Here is a 15,678-nt window from a genome sequence, read left to right on the forward strand (position 1 = left end):
TGCCGCGGTCGCGGTCACGGCCGTTGCCGCCTTGGTGGTCATTCTTATCCGCCGAAAATAATCCCAGCGAGTACTGAGCATGCGTTAGCCGCGACACTGAGCAGCAGGAGCAGCCAGTCGCGCCGGCGCACGAAGGCCATGAGCAGGAACCATTCCACCAGGCAGACGGTCAGTTCAGCGGCGATGAACGTGTTTGGGTGGGCGGTCAGCCAGAGGAACAGTGGGGGATGGGTAACGATGTTCACGGCCACTGCCACGGCGACCGCGCGCGGCCAGGGCAACCGCCAGCCGGCCGTCAGCGCGGCGGTGTATAGCGGCACCTCAACCGCTAACGTCAGCGCGAAGAACCGGAGCATCACATGACGATAGCGCTGCCCGCTGTCACTAGACGCACGGCTTATGTCTACGGGCTGGGTGCCTGTGCGGTCGCCGCGCTCGCGATCGCGTTGCGGGCTCCGCTGGCCACGACCGTCATCGGCCTCATTCTGTTTGGCGCGCTGCACAATGTACTGGAGTTGCGTTATGTGGCGGGCCGATTCGCGGGAGTGCTGAATGGCCGTCTTTTGTGGACAGTGCTTGCTTTCATCACGGGGATCGTGATTTGCCGGCTGGCAAACCTGCGAACGGCTGAAGTGCTCCTCGCGTACACCCTGGTGGCCTTTGCCCTGAAAGGAAAGTGGCGATGGCTGGGGCGCGGCGGATTAGCTTGCCTGGCCGCCGTTTCGCTTACCTGGCCGGCTTATCACTTTGTCATGCTGGCGCATTTGCATAATGTCGTGCCGCTGTTCTTCCTGTGGGAGTGGTCGCGCGACGTGCCGCAGCGGGCGCTTTTCCGGGCCACGCAACTGGGCTGGGTGCTCGTGATTCCGGCGCTGATTCTGGCCGGGGCGTTCGATCCGTTGCTGGATCAGTCAGCCTCAGCCGTGGTGGCGTTCGCGGGGGACACGCCAAGCCTGGTGACGCCGCCTGGAGTGACGGCGGGGCTAAGGTTCCTGGCGGTGTTCGCGTTCCTGCAAACAATGCATTATGTGGTGTGGATTGGTTTCTTCCCGCGCTATGCGCCGGAGGCGGCAGCCGCCTTCGAGCAACGGGTTCCATGGCTCAAAGGCGGCCGCGCGTGGCTGTTGGGCGCCGGAGCCGCGCTCCTGCTGGGCCTTCTGTTCCTCACCGACTATCGCCAGGGACGCACGGTCTATCAGGCGTTCGCGAGCTATCACGCCTATCTGGAGTTTCCCGTCATGCTGGCGCTACTGCTCCGCCGGAAGTGACACGCGCACAGGGAAGTTCACCGACCGTGCGATGAAACACTTCTCGTGGGCCCGCTCGTGCAACTCTCCTATGTGGACAGCCATCTCCGGCGAGCCGAGCTCGATTTCAGGCCGTAGCACGACTTCGGTGAACTGGCCTGAGCCATCAGGGTTTTCGGCCATCACACCGGAGGCCTTGTCGACGTAAGACGTGACGATGACGCCTTTCGCACCGGCCAAAGCCAGGAACCACAGCATGTGGCACTGCGAGAGCGACACCACCAGGAGCTGCTCAGGATTCCACCGGGCGGGATCACCGCGGAACGAAGGGTCCGAGCTGCCGGGGATCATCGGCGGGCCGTCGGCGGTGACTTCGTGCTCGCGGCCGTAGTCGCGGTAGCCGCTCGTTCCCGTGCCGCGGTTGCCCGTCCAGGTGACCAGCGTTTCGTACGTGTGCGTCTTAGCCATAGCTAAAGCGTAGCGATGCGCTGGAGCAAGAATTCCCGCTCTGTGGCGTTGCGCGTCATTTCGGCGGCCCGTGCTAGCTCAACCTTGGCCAGATCGTTGCGGCCGAGCCGCGCGAGCAGGTCGCCGCGGACCGCTGGCAGCAGGTGGTAGTCCTTTAAGGACGGTTCGTTCAGCAGCGGGTCGAGGATGTCGAGGGCGGCTTGCGGTCCTTGTGCCATCGAGACCGCTACCGCGCGGTTGAGTTCCACGACCGGGGACGAGGGCAGCTGCTCGTAGAGCGCGGCGATCCGGGCCCAGTCGGTCTGTTCGGGTGCGCCTGCCCGCGCATGGCATGCCGCGATCGCCGCTTGCAGCGTGTAGGGGCCGCTGCCAAGGCTTTCCGCTCGCTCAAGTGACGAGAGCCCACGCCGGATCGCCCGCACATCCCACAACGTGCGGTCTTGGTTGAGCAGCACGATGGGCTTGCCGGACGGGTCTGTCCGCGCACGAAGCCGGGAAGCCTGGATTTCCATCAGGGCCACGAGACCGTGCACTTCGGCTTCGCCCGGCGCGAGCCCGGACAGCACATGCCCGAGCCGCAACGCTTCTCCGCACAGGGTCGGCCTGGTCCAGCTGTCACCCGAGGTCGCCGAATAGCCTTCGTTGAAGATGGCGTAGACGACTTCAAGCACGGAGGCGAATCGCGGCCCTAGCTCGTCACCGGACGGGATCTCGAACGGGATCTGCTTCTGCGCCAACGTTTTCTTCGCACGCACGATCCGTTGCGCGATGGTCGGCTCGGTTGATAGGTAGGCGCGGGCGATCTCCTCGGTGGTGAGGCCGCCAATCATCTTCAGCGTCAGCGCCACCCGGGCCTCTTGCGACAGCACCGGGTGGCAGGCGGTGAAGATGAGCTTCAGAACGTCGTCGCGAATGTCGTCATCGAGATCAGCGACGGCGTGCTCTTCGAACGACTCGGCGAAGTCAGTGTCGCGCCCCAACTCGGAAACCTTGCGCTGCAACGTTTCCTGACGGCGAAACTGGTCGATCGCACGGCGTTTGGCGACAGCGGTCAGCCAGGCGCCCGGGTTATCCGGGACGCCTGTTGACGGCCACTGCTCCAAAGCGGACACGAGCGCGTCCTGGGCGAGCTCTTCGGCCAGCCCGATGTCGTGCACCATCCGCGCCAGGGTCGCGATGACCCGGGCTGATTCCGCCCGCCAGGCCGCGTCAACGGCCCGCGCGATCTCAGCTGTCGCCAAGTCCCGACCGGATCTGCTCATCGAGCGCCCGCTGCTCCTCGGTGAGGTGATCGCCGAAATCCGCTGTCTCGAAGACGGGCCTGATCTCCAGCTCGGCCGGGCAACGTAGTGCCCACTGCTTCGCCTCGTCCATGTTGGCTACGTCCCAGACCCAGAAACCGACCACGACCTCTTTCGCCTCGGCGAAGGGTCCGTCTACGACGGTCTTCTTTCCATCGACATGGCTGGTACGGGCGCCGTCTGAGCTAGGCCGCAGGCCTTCGGCCAGCAGCAGCACGCCGGCCTCAGCCAGGTCAGCGTTGAACTTCATCATCTGGTCGACGATGTCGTGGCTTGGTAGCTCGCCAGCCTCGCTGGCCTCATCGCCGCGCAGCAGCACCAGAACACGCATTGTCAGTCCTTCCAGCGCAGCCGTGAGACCGCTTGCCGAACGATTTGCAGACCGAGTGACTGCCCGGCCGACATGATGGACTCGGGGTGGAACTGAACCGCGGCGATCGGCAGCGACTCGTGCTCCAGGGCCATGATGACGCCGTCATCCGTGGTGGCCGTGACGGTCAGTTCACGGGGCAGGGTCATCGTGTCGGCGAACAGCGAGTGATAACGCCCGACCTGGAACGTCTCTGGCATCCCGGAGAGCACGCGGCCACCGTCGCCTTCGAGGCGGATCTCAGAAGCCTTGCCGTGCATAGGAATGCTCAGCTGGCCGAGCGTTCCGCCGAAGCATTCGGCCAGCCCTTGCAGCCCTAGGCACACGCCGAAAATGGGGAGCTGGTGTTCGAGGGAGACGCGGATCGTCCTATCGAGATCGAAGTCCTTCGGGCGGCCCGGCCCGGGCGAGAGCACGACGAGGTCGGGCTTCAGCTCGGTCAGCAGGGACACGGGGAAACCGGCCCGGTAGGTCACGACCTCGGCACCTGACTGGCGGAAGTAGTCACCGAGCATGTGCACGAACGAGTCCTGGTGGTCCACCAGCAGGATGCGGCGGCCTGTTCCCGGCGACGTGTCGGCCTTGGCGGGCTTGCGCTTGGTTTCCACGCGGCCAGCCGTGCGGATCGCGTCGAGCATGTTCGACGCCTTCAGCTCGGTCTCGGCTTCCTCGGCCTGGTTGTCGGAGTCGTGCAGCAACGTGGCGCCAGCGCGGACAGCCGCGACACCTTGTTCAATGTGGACGGTCCGCAAGGTCAAGCCGGTGTTGAGCCTGCCGTCGAAGCCGCAGAAGCCGACGGCCCCGCCATACCAACGGCGCGGGGACTTCTCGTGCTGCTCGATGAACTCGATCGCCGCCCGTTTCGGGGCACCGGTCACGGTCACCGCCCACGCGTGCGTGAGGAACGCGTCGAGCGCGTCGCGGTCGGGGCGCAGGATGCCCTCGACGTGATCCACGGTGTGGATGAGCCGGGCGTACAGCTCGATCTGCCGGCGGCCGATGACGTGAATCGATCCTGGCTCGCACACCCGGGCCTTGTCGTTGCGGTCCACGTCGGTGCACATGGTCAGCTCGGACTCGTCCTTGGTGCTGCCGAGCAGAGTGCGGATCTGGTGCGCGTCTTCCAGAGCGTCGCGTCCACGGGCGATCGTGCCGCTGATGGGACAGGTCTCGACGCGAAGGCGCTTGGAACCATCGGGTGCGATCTGCGGCTCCACCCGGACATACATCTCTGGGGAGGCGCCGACGAGGTATTCCTGCTCGCCTAGGTTCGTGAAGAAGCCGAAGGGAGCGGGTTCACGGCGGGCCAGCGTGCGGAACAGGATGCCGGGCGTCTCTTCGAGCGGCTCGTAGAACACCTGCCCGGGGACCACTTCGAACAGGTCACCGCGGGCGAAGTATTGCTTGGCGACGTCAACGAGGGCGGCATATTCGCCCGGCTGGTGATCACGCAAGATCTTCGGCTGCTGCGCCCCCGCGTAGGGGTCGAGCGGGTTCTTGCGGTCGAAGCCGTTGGACTTCCATTCGCCGTATGCGAATTCGTAGCTGGACAGCCGGGCGGCGTTGCGGGCCCGGTCGATGTAAAGCACCTGATCGGGGACAAACAGCACCACATCGCGCTTTGAGGGATCGCGCTGCAGTTTGTGGGCGACGTTCTCAAATGCCAGGACGAGGTCGTAGCCGAAGGCGCCGTAAAGGCCGAGCGAGCTGTCCTGGTCGGCCGACATCGCGGCGATGATCGCCCGCAGCGCGGTGAAGACCGATGGCTGGCGCGTGCGCTCTTCCTCTGAGTCGTGGTGCTCGGCCAGCGGAATGTCCCACGTCGCCACGTGCGAGCTGAAACTGGTCGCGCCCAGGACATCGCTGAAGGCGTGCAGCAGGGGCAGACCCCGGTCGTTGAGCGCCTCAATGGTCAGGGTGCGGGCGCTGGCCGTGATGGACAAAGGCGGGTCGACAAAGCCGATATCGGCTCGCGTATAACGCCCTGGAGTTTCGACCCCGGAGGTCAGGACCATCCCGCGACGGGAGTCGATCGCCTCGATCATGTCGTCTAGAATCGATTGGCCGTCGACATTCTCATAGGTCGCCCAGACGGTGACCCCTCCTGGAGTTGACCAGGTCGCATGCTGCTTCTGACCGGTGCTCATCGGGCCCCCTTCGAGTCCAGGCGCAGGTCGGCGGTGACCTTGGCGCGAATTGATCCTGCGAGGATATCAGCCTTAGCCCCTAAACTCGGGCCGGTGGAGGCCGTGGATGAGCTGGGCGAGGGCGACGTTCGCGCGTGGTTAGGCACGCTTGATCAGTCGCAAGTGGACCGTTGGCTGCGCCAGGTCGCGCTTGAGTTGCTGCACACGGTGGAGTTCAGCGGGCGGCTGGAGTTTGGTGCGCTGCTGCCCGCCACACACCCGTTTCGGGCTGGCTGCGCGGGCTTGCGTGACTGGCTGCTCGGCGAGGCGCCATCGTTGCCGGTGGCGCTCGGGCACGGGTTCGGGGCTCAGGGAAATCTCGCCGAACTCACCCGTTTGTGTTCGCTCTTCACTCGCATGTCAGTCCAGATTGGACACAGTGATGTGAATGGCACGGTCGACCGGCTCAACGCCCTCTGCAAGCGCCTGACCGACGTCGAGGTCACCGGCATCATGCGCGCGAGCCTCGACCTCGTGCCGGCTCCTTCACCCGCGGACCTCGATACCGCACTGCCCGACGCACAGGCGTGGCTTGGTGACCTCTCGGCACGGATTGGTGGACTGTCCGCGATAGAACGGCTGGAGTGCGCGACCAGGCTGGAAGACGGAATCAGCAAGTACGTTCGCGATCCTAAGATCTTTCTAGAGCTGGCCGGGCCGGGATACCCGGGAACCAAGCAGCCACGGGCAATGGGCCGCCGTTGGCCCACCGACACGTTGCCCTCCTTCGACTGGGCGGGCGCGGCCTTGGCCCGGGTGCAGGACGCGGCGGCGAGCGCGGTCGCCCCGCGAGGAGACTCCGAGACGGGCCTGATCAAGACGTTCGGTTTAGTGGACGAGGCGGTGTGGGCGGGACAGCTCGCCGGGCAGTTCGCCTTTCCCGGCTCTGCCGACGCTGACGCGCTGGCGGTCGCGCGCAACGGCTTGCGGAGGTTCCGCGCACGGGCACTGGATACGCTTGATGTGCAAGCGTTTCTGCCCGTGCCCAAGGCGATGACGGCCGCGCCCTCAGACGACATCTACGGTCTGCTTTACGCCGCGGTGCCGAGTGAAGCGGCCGAGTTCTTCACTTCTGTGATCACGGAACTGGCCGATCTAATCGACCCGCAGGAGTGGTATGTCACGAAGCAGGCACTCAAAGCGGTCAGCCGGTTCAGTGAGCCGCTGGACTTGGAGCTACTGCAAACCCTCAGCAGGATAAGGCTTTCCGAGCCTGAACGATCGCTGCTGGGTTACGCGGCAGGCATGGCCTGGCGTTCCATCGTGCGCAGCAGGGAGGTGCTGCCACGACGGTCTATTCCTAGCGCTGGCCATCCCGCCGACTGGGAACGGTCGTACGCCGCCGAAGCCGACCGCGCCGAAGCCTTGCGTGCCCTGGCACTTGTCGCGCCGAGCGCGGATTGGCTCACCCAACGCTGGCCGCGTCCCCTCGCGACGGACGAAACCGTATGCGGTCCAGCGGGTTCCGCCGGCATACAGGCGATGGCGGGACGCCCGCGGGCGATGTGGGTGACCGACACGGGCTGCGCGCTTCCCGCGCAGATCGTCGTGAACGACCGGGGCCTCGTGGTCGCCGCTGATGGCATCAGTGCGCTCTTCGATCCGGCGACCGGGGCACAGCGCGGCAAGCTGCACGCGTCTTTCGGTGGCATCAGTGGCCGGGCGGTCCGCGTGGGGGACCTCGGCCGTGACCTGATCACGGGGGCCGAACTGCCGTCGCCGCCATCGGTGAAAGCGTTGCAGGAGCCGGTTTACCGCACGCATGACGGGCTGATCGTCCAGGAGACGACGATCGCGCAAGGCATCACCTATGACGCTGTTGGCACTTTCATTCGCGCCTGCGACGACGAAGGTGCTCAGGTCTGGGAAGTGAGCGTCGGTGAACTGATCGGGCACTTACGCCCACGGCTGGATACCTATCCCGAGGATCCGGGCGACCACGGCTACGGCGTCGCGGCGATGACTCCCGCCAACGGCTGCCTTTACGTGCTGACGACCGGAAAACTGTTGCTGCGCTTGGAAGCCGATCCGGAAGGTTCGCTCTATCCTCCGCTCGATGTGCGGCGGCCAGTTTCCGATCCGCTGCCGCCCGAGGTCACTGACGTGACCGGCTGGCGTTACGCCACGAGGGTCTCGTTCGGGCAGGAGAAGGCTTTGCTATGCGGTTCGGAACCCTTTACAGCACAACGGGTTTATGAAGCACTGACACGGCGCGGCTATCAGGTGTCGCGGGTGACCGGTGAGGAGAGGTGGGTCGCCGGGGTCGAAAACCCCGACCAGGAACGGTATCGCGTGCACGCCTCCCGAGACAGCAGCGCTAAGTGGTACTCGCTGATCGGCCCGCGCTGGGTCACGCTCGACGCCGCGCACCGGCGCTGGTTCTACTGGAGCCGGCGCGAGGACATGTTCTATGACGACGACCGCTTCATCTACGTCAGTGACGAGATGGCCCGGCTCATCGCGCTATGCCAGGGCGCGGAGTTGCTCGACGACGAGGCCAACGGGCTGGTCTATCAGCACGCGTGGGCGCGGGGCCAGCGGCCGCGCCACGAACCAGCGGGCCTGGAAGGCAGACTGTCCGCCTTGGAGGAACAGGCGGCTTCGCTAACGGAGATAGAGCCACACCGCGAGGTGGTACGCCGGGGCTACGCCCCTGAGCCGCAACGGGTGGCCCAACTGCCCGCCGTCGCGGCCGCGTTCAACGAGAGCTTCCCGCTCGTGCGCTTGAACTACGGCTTCTTCGAAAGCCCCGTTCTCCTGGTCAACAAATTGGCGATTGACGGAGTGGCTTACTCGATCTACGTGCAGTTGTGGACGTCGAGTTTGGAGTATCAAGCCGTGACGCCGTTTTGCCCCGAGGAGGGTTACCGCATCGACGGTGACGACCTCGACCCCGCGCGCAGACGTGCCAAGGTGGGCACGCGATCAAACTTCCCCGTCTCGCCGTGGCGGCTGTGGACCTATGTCGACCACGACGCTGATCCTGGCTCGCCCGCGGCGGCGGTGGCCGAGTCGCTCTGGCTGGAACTGACCTTCCCCGGCGATCAAGCCTTCCGCAGCGCGTCCTATCGTCGTGGCCGGTGGGGCATGGTCTACGACGAGTGGGTGCAGGAGCCCTATGGCCTGCTGCCCGTGGTCCCCGGGCTAGCCCCGGAGTGGGTCTCGATCCAGCTGCCAAAGTTGCCTGAGCTGCTGAAAACCGTGACGGCCCGCCTGCGTTACCTGCCTGATCAGCCGAGGCCGGCGGACACCAGCTTCTTCGAAGCACACCGGCCGTAATTTGTTTTCAGTTCATCTCCAGGTCTTGAAAATTAGTCACCTAATCAGGTTGACTGCCGGCATGAGTCGTGCGCGTGGAAGGGTTGCCCTCCACTTTGTCCTGATCTCTGCGCTCGTGCTGCCACTGCCCAGTCCCGCGGTCGCAGTGGCCAACACCGCGCAGGCCCTTCAGGCTCAGCCAACCCTGGAAACTGACAAGGACGTCCGGCCAGTCGCGCCCGGCGTCACACTGACCTCCTTCGACCGGATCGACAGCCTGGGCTGGCTGCGGGCCGACGCGCTCAGCGCCGACCTGTCCGGCGGGGCTTCGGTCGACTACCTCTACTCCGGAGCGGTCTCCACCCCCGAGCCGCTGACCGGCCCGGCTGGGCGAACCCGTGCCGTGGCCGCCGTCAACGGAGACTTCTTCGACATCAACAACTCCAGCGCGGCGCAAGGCATCGGCATCCAAAGTGGACAGCTGATCCAATCGCCGGTCGCCGGGCACAACGCCGCCGTCGGGATCACGGCCGAGGGCCTGGGCAAAGTCCTTGAGGTGTACTTCGAGGGAACGGCGACCAAGACGGGTGCTAGCCCGGTCGCGTTGACGCAGTTCAACAACCTCATCCAGGCCAACGGTGTCGGGGCGTTCACCTCGCTTTGGGGCGCTTACACGCGTACCCGCGCGGTTTCCGGCGCGAGCCGGGTCACTGAGGTGACGGTCTCCGGCGGAGTCGTCACCGCCGTGGCCAACGTCGCCGGAGCGGGTGAAATCCCTTCGGGCACCACGGTTTTGCTCGGCCGTGACGCGGGCGCTGACGCCTTGTCCACCTTGGCCGTTGGCGATCCCATGGTGATTGCCTATCAGCCCAAGCCGACCGGCGACGCCAACCTGAAGGCGGCCATCGGCGGCAACTACGTGCTCGTGCGCGACGGTGTGCCGCAGCAGATCGCCGATCCGTCACTGGCACCGCGTACGGCGGTCGGATTCTCCGCCGACGGCCGCACGATGCACCTGCTCACGGTTGACGGACGTCAGGTCGACAGCCGCGGCGTGACACTCACCGAGATGGGCCAGATGATGGCCGAGCTTGGCGCGCACAACGCGCTAAACCTCGACGGTGGCGGATCGTCGACTTTGCTGGCCCGCGAACCGGGATCGGCCAGTGTGCAGACGGAGAACCAGCCGTCTGACGGAAGCCTGCGCCCGGTGCCGAACGGGCTGGGCATCTTCGCCCCGGCTGGTTCCGGGAATTTGAAAGGATTCTGGGTCGAGACCGCGATCGACGCCCGTGACGCGGCGGGCGTGGGTCCCGTGCGCGGCGGCCGTCCGGACCGGGTGTTCCCCGGCCTGACCCGCCAGCTGACCGCCGCCGGTTATGACGAGACCTTCGGCCCGGCCGCGGCCACACCGCAATGGCGCAGCTCCAACCTGATCCACGGTTACGTCAAGAACGGTGTGTTCCACGCGCTCGTGCCCGGAAAGGTGAACGCGACCGCGTTCCAAGGGTCCGCGACCGGAAGCATCGGCCTGACCGTGCTCGGACCGCTGGACCGGATCCAGGCGACGCAGACGAAGCTCGGACTGTCCGGATTGGACGCCACGGCCACGGTTGGTGTTGTCGGGTTCGACGGCGAGGGCACCAGCGCGCCAATCGAGCCCGGCGACGTGAAGTTGAGCTATGACACCTCACTGTTGAACGTCACCGGTGAAGGAGGCGTGCTCAAAGTCAAGGCGCTCAAGCCGGTCGGGGCAGGACTGATTACCCTAAAAGCCGGCCAGGCCGAGACCGTCATCGGTGTGACGATCGGCTTGGAAAGCGTTGTCATCGCTGATTTTGAGAACGCCTCCCAGTGGTTCTACAACGCGATTCCGGCCGACATCCCGGGATCGGTCAGCCCCGTCGCGGGCAAGACGGGTACGGGCCTGAAACTGTCCGCTGACTTCACCAAGCACAGCGTGACCAGGGCCGCCTATGCCAACCCGCCCGCCTTCATCGACGTTCCCGGTCAGCCACAAGGGTTCTCGATGTGGGTGCACGGTGCTGGCAACGGCGAGTGGCCAAGCCTGCATCTCGTTGACGGCAACGGTTCCGCACTCGTGCTCCGCGGCCCCAACGTCACGTGGACGGGCTGGCAGCAGGTGACCTTCGCCGTGCCGCAGGGAGCCGTGTATCCGTTGAAGGTCCGGCGCTTCTACGCACCGGAAATCAAGGCGGCCGCGAAGTACCAGAGTGAACTGATCATCGATGAGCTGGCCGCTCTCGTGCCACCGTCACTGGAGATGCCAGCCGCGCCGTTCCTGACGGACCGTGTGGTGATCCGGGATGGCACCGTGGACGGTGCGCCCTGGCGCTTCGCGGTCATGTCCGACTCGCAATTCGTGGCGGCCAATCCCGACAGTGACATCGTGGCCCAAGCCCGCAGAACCTTGCGGGAAATCAAGGCGGCCGGTCCCGACTTCGTCATCATCAACGGTGACTTCGTCGACACCGCCTTCCCACAGGACTTCGCGTTGGCGAAACGCATCCTGGATGAGGAGTTGCGTGGGGAGTTGCCGTACTACTACATCCCGGGCAACCACGAGATCATGGGCGCGCCGATCACGAACTTCCAGGCCGTATTCGGTGACGTCAACCGGGTGCTCGACCACAAGGGCACACGTTTCGTGATGCTCAACTCCGGTGACGGGTCACTGCACGTGGCACAGCTCAACATGCTGCGACAGGCACTCGACACCGCCACCGGCAACGTGGTGGTGATGCACCACCACCCGCCGCGCGACCCCACCCCGGCCAAGGCTAGCCAGCTTGGCGACCGCAAGGAAGCGGCGCTGATCGAGCAATGGCTGGGTGATTGGGAGAACGCGACAGGCCAGCAGGCCGTGTTCATCGGAGCGCACGTGGGCACGTTCTACGCGGGCCGCGTTGATGGAGTGCCCTACTTCATCAACGGCAACTCCGGCAAGGGCCCCTCGACGCCTGCCAATGAGGGCGGCTTCACCGGATGGACCCACTTCGGCGTGTACGGCAGTGAGCTCAAAGCCGAAGTGCAAGCGCACGTGAACGGACTGTCGCTCACCGCGCCCGGGGAAGCGAAACTGCTCACCCCCGTGACGGTGACAGCGGCTGTCGAACAGACCGGCCGCACCGTCCCCGTGGCGGCACCGGTCAGCGCGGACTGGACCGGGTCGGCAAATGTCTACATTGGACCGGCTTTCGGGCTGCGGCCATGGCACCATGCCTGGTTCGATCCCGAGTCCGGAAAGCTGTTGCCACTGCGGCAATCCGGCTCGGTCGGCCTCTCCGTGACGGTGAATGGCGTGACCGCGACGGCGACGATCGCCTTGACGCCACGCTAGGACCACTCCCAGCGCAGGGCATAGATGCCAGGTGGCGGGTCGAGCTGAATGAGCACCGGCCCGTCACCGATCGTCCGGTGTTCACCGGAAATCGTTGCCTGATAAGAGCTGTAGCACCTTAGTGGCACCCGTGACGGGTGAAACACGACGCTCATCGTCAGATCCCGGGCACCCGCGTTGGCGCGCAGGGTGGCCCGGGTTTCATTTTGCCCGGGCGGATATTTGATCCAGAACTCCACGAGGCCCAAGTCGCCGCGGTTGAGGGTCTGCTGCAACTGGAACTCGAAGACGCACGTCGACGAAGCGCCGTCACCCCGGAACCGGCTCAGCGTGCAGCCCTGGGCATAGGTCACGACGGGTGCCTGCGGCAGCGAGCTGCACCGCATGGCGAAAAACGTACGGGTCACGCCGTCATGCTGGGCAAGCAGAATCCGCCGCATGCGCACGCTGTGCTCCTCGCCAAACGCGTCCAGGTAATAGGTCGCGTGCTGGGCGACTTTCGCCGGCTGAGCGAGGTCCTCGGGCTGAGCGTCCAGTTTGGCCAGCATGCGGGTGAGCGCCGGGGCGCTGCGCCACGTCCGGTCGAGAAGGGACCGGTGATTGGCCCGCGGCTGGTACCGCCCACGGGGCTTTCTTGCCGGCAAAGTCGCGATAGCTGACCCAGCTGCTAAACCAAGCATGGCTTCAAGGTGACGAATAGCGGCGATCGAGGCCGCCCGCTCCGGAACGTTGGAGCCGGTCTGCCAATAGCTCAGGGCGCTGATGCTGACCGGAGTTCCGCGCTCGTGCAGCCCACGGGAGATCTCCGCCAGGCTGAGGCCGCTGCGGGCGATCGCCTCGCGCAGCAGGGCACTGAAGTCCATATGGCATCACCCCGGCGTCCAGAGTTATCCAGTTCTGCGCACTCTAGGCCTGGAGGGGCAGCATGGCAAGGAGTTGAGTCTGTCTATGCACAAGCAAAGATCACGTTGGTATGTACCCTTAACCCTCTGCCTCCTGGCCACCAGCACCATCGGCTTGGAGGCTCAGGCGCGGCCCGCGGCGGCACCGGCCGACATCCGCTCGGTGCATCAGATCTGTGGCGACGGTGCCAAGTGGCTGCGTCTGCACGTCACCTCACTGAGCCTCGCCGACGGCGACTCGGTCACCCTGACCGGATCGGCCGGCGGCTCCTACACCCTCACCGGACGCAACTGGGCCGGGAAACCCTTCCACACCAGGTCTTTCGAAGGCAGTTGTGTCACGGTCACGCCGTCGCTCAAGTCGCCATCGAGTTCGTACTCCTTCGGCGGCTACGAGACCGGAACCCAAGCGCTAGCGGCGGCGACAGTGACCGTCGCGGCGGTCGGTGACATCTGCGGGTCCAATTGCGACCGGACCGCCGACGTCATCGAGGCGATGAACCCCAACGCCCTCATCATGCCGGGCGACCTGGCCTATGAGAGCGGCACGTTGTCGGAGTTCAACAACAACTACGACCCGTATTACGGCCAGTTCAAGAACATCTCGTATCCCTCGCCAGGCAACCACGAGTACCAAACCTCAGGCGCCGCAGGCTATTTCGACTACTGGGGTGCCCGCGCCGGTGAACGCGGCAAAGGCTACTACAGCTTCGACGTGGGCGACTGGCACTTCGTGGCGCTGAACTCCAACATCGCCCGGGGAGCCGGATCGGCGCAGGAGCAATGGCTGCGCACCGATCTGACCGCGAACACCAAACCGTGCACCGCGGCCTACTGGCACCACCCACGGTTCAGCCGCGGCAGCCACGGCGACGACACCTCCGTGACGCCGCTCTACCAGGCGCTCTACGACCACCGTGCCGACCTGCTGATCGTGGGTCACGATCACAACTATCAGCGGTTCGCCATGGCACGGCCGAATGGCACGACCGACACGGTCAACGGCATCCGGCAGTTGCTCATCGGCACGGGCGGGCGTGGCTTCTACAGCTTCGACTCCACTCCTGCGGCCGTCGTCGAGGCCAGTAACGCCAACACCTTTGGCGTGGGCAAGCTGACCCTCACCGCGACGACCTACCGCGCCGATTTCGTTCCCGTGGCGGGAAGCACCTACACCGACTCTGTCACCGGCACGTGTAAGAAGGCCAGCGGATTCGACGTGAGTGTCAGCCCAGGGGCGGTTAGTGTCGCGCCGGGCGGTCAGGGCGCGGCGACGGTCAGCGTCTCCGGTTCTGGCGCCGCTGTGGCACTTTCGGCCAGCGGCCTGCCGAGTGGTGTCACGGCTTCGTTCAGCCCGTCGTCAGTTACCCCTCCGGGGACCTCAACCGTGACCCTGACGGCCAGTGCGAGCGCGGCACCGGGCACCTATCCGGTCACCCTGACCGCAACGTCTGGCAGTGTTTCCAGAACGGCGACGCTCAGCCTGACTGTCCAAGGACAAGGGTCAGACATCTTCGCCGATGATTTCGAGACGAACAAAGGCTGGACTGTCAACCCGGGTGGCACCGACACGGCCACGCTTGGCGTGTTCGAGCGGGGCGATCCCGAGCAGACGGATTCGTCTGGCATCAAACAGCTGGGCACGACTCCCAGTGGCACCAACAGTCTCGTGACCGGGCGCTTGGCGGGATCGTCAGCGGGCGCTTATGACCTCGATGGCGGCACGACGACGGTCCGCTCACCGGCGATCGCTTTGCCCGCGCAGGCGGCGAACCTGTCGTTCCAGTACAACCTGGCGCACGGCAGCAACTCCGGCACCAATGACTACCTGCGGGTGCAGGTGGTCGACGGCAGCACGGTCACCACCGTGTTCCAGCAGGCTGGAGCCGCGAGCAACGTGAACGGTGCCTGGAAAGCAGCCACGGCAAGCCTTTCCGCGTTCGCGGGACGGACGATCCAGCTGCAGGTGACAGCCGCTGATCTGGGCACGGCGAGCCTGCTCGAAGCACAGATCGACGACATTAAGATCGCCGCCTCCACCGGCGGTGGCGGTTTCAGCGACAACTTCGAGTCGGTGACGGGCTGGACCGCGAACCCTAGCGGAACCGACACGGCGTCGTCTGGTTTGTTCGAGCGGGGCGATCCCGAGGAGACCACCTCCACTTACAGCAATCAGGTCAAGCAGCTCGGCACCACAGCGAGCGGCACGAACTGTTTGTCAACGGGACGGCTGGCCGGAAGTGCCTATGGCGCCAACGATCTGGACGGCGGGGTGACTTCGATCAGGTCGCCCGCGTTCACGGTTCCATCGGCGGCCAGGCTAACGTTCGCCTACTCCATCGCTCACGGCGACAATTCGTCCACGGCAGACTATCTGCGGGTGCGGATCGTCGATGGCACCACGGTGACGACCGTGTTCGAACGGCTTGGCGCGGCCGCGGAAGTCGCCGGTGCCTGGCAGAACGCGAACGTTGACCTCAGCACCTATGCCGGGCGCAGTGTCCAGATCCTCGTCGAGGCGGCGGATGCCAGCGGCGGCAGCCTCTTCGAGGCACAGGTCGACGACATCGCGGTGAGTTAAGCGG

At 65.4% G+C, this 15,678-nt stretch carries 10 protein-coding genes; 4 read left to right on the forward strand and 6 right to left on the reverse strand.

Annotated elements, in window-relative coordinates:
• Positions 1 to 44: 44 nt before the first annotated feature.
• A complete protein-coding gene (locus tag A3E1_RS0135330) occupies positions 45 to 356 on the reverse strand; it encodes a hypothetical protein (protein ID WP_157631949.1) in 312 nt (103 codons plus the stop codon).
• Positions 357 to 359: 3 nt separating this feature from the next.
• On the opposite strand from A3E1_RS0135330, the gene A3E1_RS0135335 reads away from it, so the two are divergent.
• Positions 360 to 1,268: a hypothetical protein gene (locus A3E1_RS0135335; RefSeq protein WP_020525556.1), complete on the forward strand. Its 909-nt coding sequence runs from the start codon at positions 360 to 362 to the stop codon at positions 1,266 to 1,268.
• On the opposite strand, the gene A3E1_RS0135340 is transcribed toward A3E1_RS0135335, so the two are convergent.
• Genes A3E1_RS0135340 through A3E1_RS0135355 form a run of 4 tightly spaced genes read right to left on the reverse strand, consistent with a single transcriptional unit; the run spans position 1,248 to position 5,533 of the window.
• A complete protein-coding gene (locus A3E1_RS0135340; RefSeq protein ID WP_020525557.1) occupies positions 1,248 to 1,715 on the reverse strand; it encodes an OsmC family protein in 468 nt (155 codons plus the stop codon). The genes A3E1_RS0135335 and A3E1_RS0135340 overlap by 21 nt on opposite strands.
• Positions 1,716 to 1,717: 2 nt before the next feature.
• The gene (locus A3E1_RS0135345) at positions 1,718 to 2,977 is read right to left on the reverse strand and encodes an RNA polymerase sigma factor (RefSeq protein ID WP_085952277.1); all 1,260 of its coding nucleotides are present in this window, start codon (positions 2,975 to 2,977) and stop codon (positions 1,718 to 1,720) included.
• Complete coding sequence (locus tag A3E1_RS0135350) at positions 2,943 to 3,347, reverse strand: YciI family protein (RefSeq protein WP_020525559.1); 405 nt, start codon at positions 3,345 to 3,347, stop codon at positions 2,943 to 2,945. Before A3E1_RS0135350 ends, A3E1_RS0135345 begins: the two co-directional genes overlap by 35 nt.
• A 2-nt stretch (positions 3,348 to 3,349) precedes the next feature.
• Positions 3,350 to 5,533 carry an anthranilate synthase component I gene (locus A3E1_RS0135355; RefSeq protein WP_020525560.1) on the reverse strand — a complete coding sequence of 728 codons (2,184 nt, stop codon included), beginning with the start codon at positions 5,531 to 5,533 and terminating at the stop codon, positions 3,350 to 3,352.
• 93 nt (positions 5,534 to 5,626) lie between these two features.
• Between A3E1_RS0135355 and A3E1_RS0135360 the strand changes: the two genes are divergently transcribed.
• Together A3E1_RS0135360 and A3E1_RS0135365 are read left to right on the forward strand one after the other, a co-directional pair.
• Positions 5,627 to 8,851: a hypothetical protein gene (locus tag A3E1_RS0135360; protein WP_020525561.1), complete on the forward strand. Its 3,225-nt coding sequence runs from the start codon at positions 5,627 to 5,629 to the stop codon at positions 8,849 to 8,851.
• Positions 8,852 to 8,912: 61 nt separating this feature from the next.
• Positions 8,913 to 12,191, forward strand: a complete 3,279-nt coding sequence (locus A3E1_RS0135365) for a phosphodiester glycosidase family protein (RefSeq protein ID WP_020525562.1) — start codon at positions 8,913 to 8,915, stop codon at positions 12,189 to 12,191.
• On the opposite strand, the gene A3E1_RS0135370 is transcribed toward A3E1_RS0135365, so the two are convergent.
• Positions 12,188 to 13,054: a helix-turn-helix domain-containing protein gene (locus A3E1_RS0135370; protein WP_020525563.1), complete on the reverse strand. Its 867-nt coding sequence runs from the start codon at positions 13,052 to 13,054 to the stop codon at positions 12,188 to 12,190. The genes A3E1_RS0135365 and A3E1_RS0135370 overlap by 4 nt on opposite strands.
• A gap of 85 nt (positions 13,055 to 13,139) precedes the next feature.
• Here A3E1_RS0135370 and A3E1_RS43835 point away from each other — a divergent pair, with 85 nt between their 5' ends.
• The gene (locus A3E1_RS43835) at positions 13,140 to 15,674 is read left to right on the forward strand and encodes a metallophosphoesterase (RefSeq protein ID WP_020525564.1); all 2,535 of its coding nucleotides are present in this window, start codon (positions 13,140 to 13,142) and stop codon (positions 15,672 to 15,674) included.
• Positions 15,675 to 15,678: the final 4 nt, after the last annotated feature.

Origin of the sequence: Catelliglobosispora koreensis DSM 44566 (assembly GCF_000379685.1) — a bacterium.
GTDB lineage: Bacteria > Actinomycetota > Actinomycetes > Mycobacteriales > Micromonosporaceae > Catelliglobosispora > Catelliglobosispora koreensis.

What these genes read in the sequence shown, in the direction of transcription:
- A3E1_RS0135330 (WP_157631949.1), bottom strand. Translation starts at nt 356, where the DNA reads ATGCTCCGGTTCTTCGCGCTGACGTTAGCGGTTGAGGTGCCGCTATAC.
- A3E1_RS43835 (WP_020525564.1), top strand. Translation starts at nt 13,140, where the DNA reads ATGCACAAGCAAAGATCACGTTGGTATGTACCCTTAACCCTCTGCCTC.
- A3E1_RS0135370 (WP_020525563.1), bottom strand. Translation starts at nt 13,054, where the DNA reads ATGGACTTCAGTGCCCTGCTGCGCGAGGCGATCGCCCGCAGCGGCCTC.
- A3E1_RS0135340 (WP_020525557.1), bottom strand. Translation starts at nt 1,715, where the DNA reads ATGGCTAAGACGCACACGTACGAAACGCTGGTCACCTGGACGGGCAAC.
- A3E1_RS0135335 (WP_020525556.1), top strand. Translation starts at nt 360, where the DNA reads ATGACGATAGCGCTGCCCGCTGTCACTAGACGCACGGCTTATGTCTAC.
- A3E1_RS0135355 (WP_020525560.1), bottom strand. Translation starts at nt 5,533, where the DNA reads ATGAGCACCGGTCAGAAGCAGCATGCGACCTGGTCAACTCCAGGAGGG.
- A3E1_RS0135345 (WP_085952277.1), bottom strand. Translation starts at nt 2,977, where the DNA reads ATGAGCAGATCCGGTCGGGACTTGGCGACAGCTGAGATCGCGCGGGCC.
- A3E1_RS0135350 (WP_020525559.1), bottom strand. Translation starts at nt 3,347, where the DNA reads ATGCGTGTTCTGGTGCTGCTGCGCGGCGATGAGGCCAGCGAGGCTGGC.
- A3E1_RS0135365 (WP_020525562.1), top strand. Translation starts at nt 8,913, where the DNA reads ATGAGTCGTGCGCGTGGAAGGGTTGCCCTCCACTTTGTCCTGATCTCT.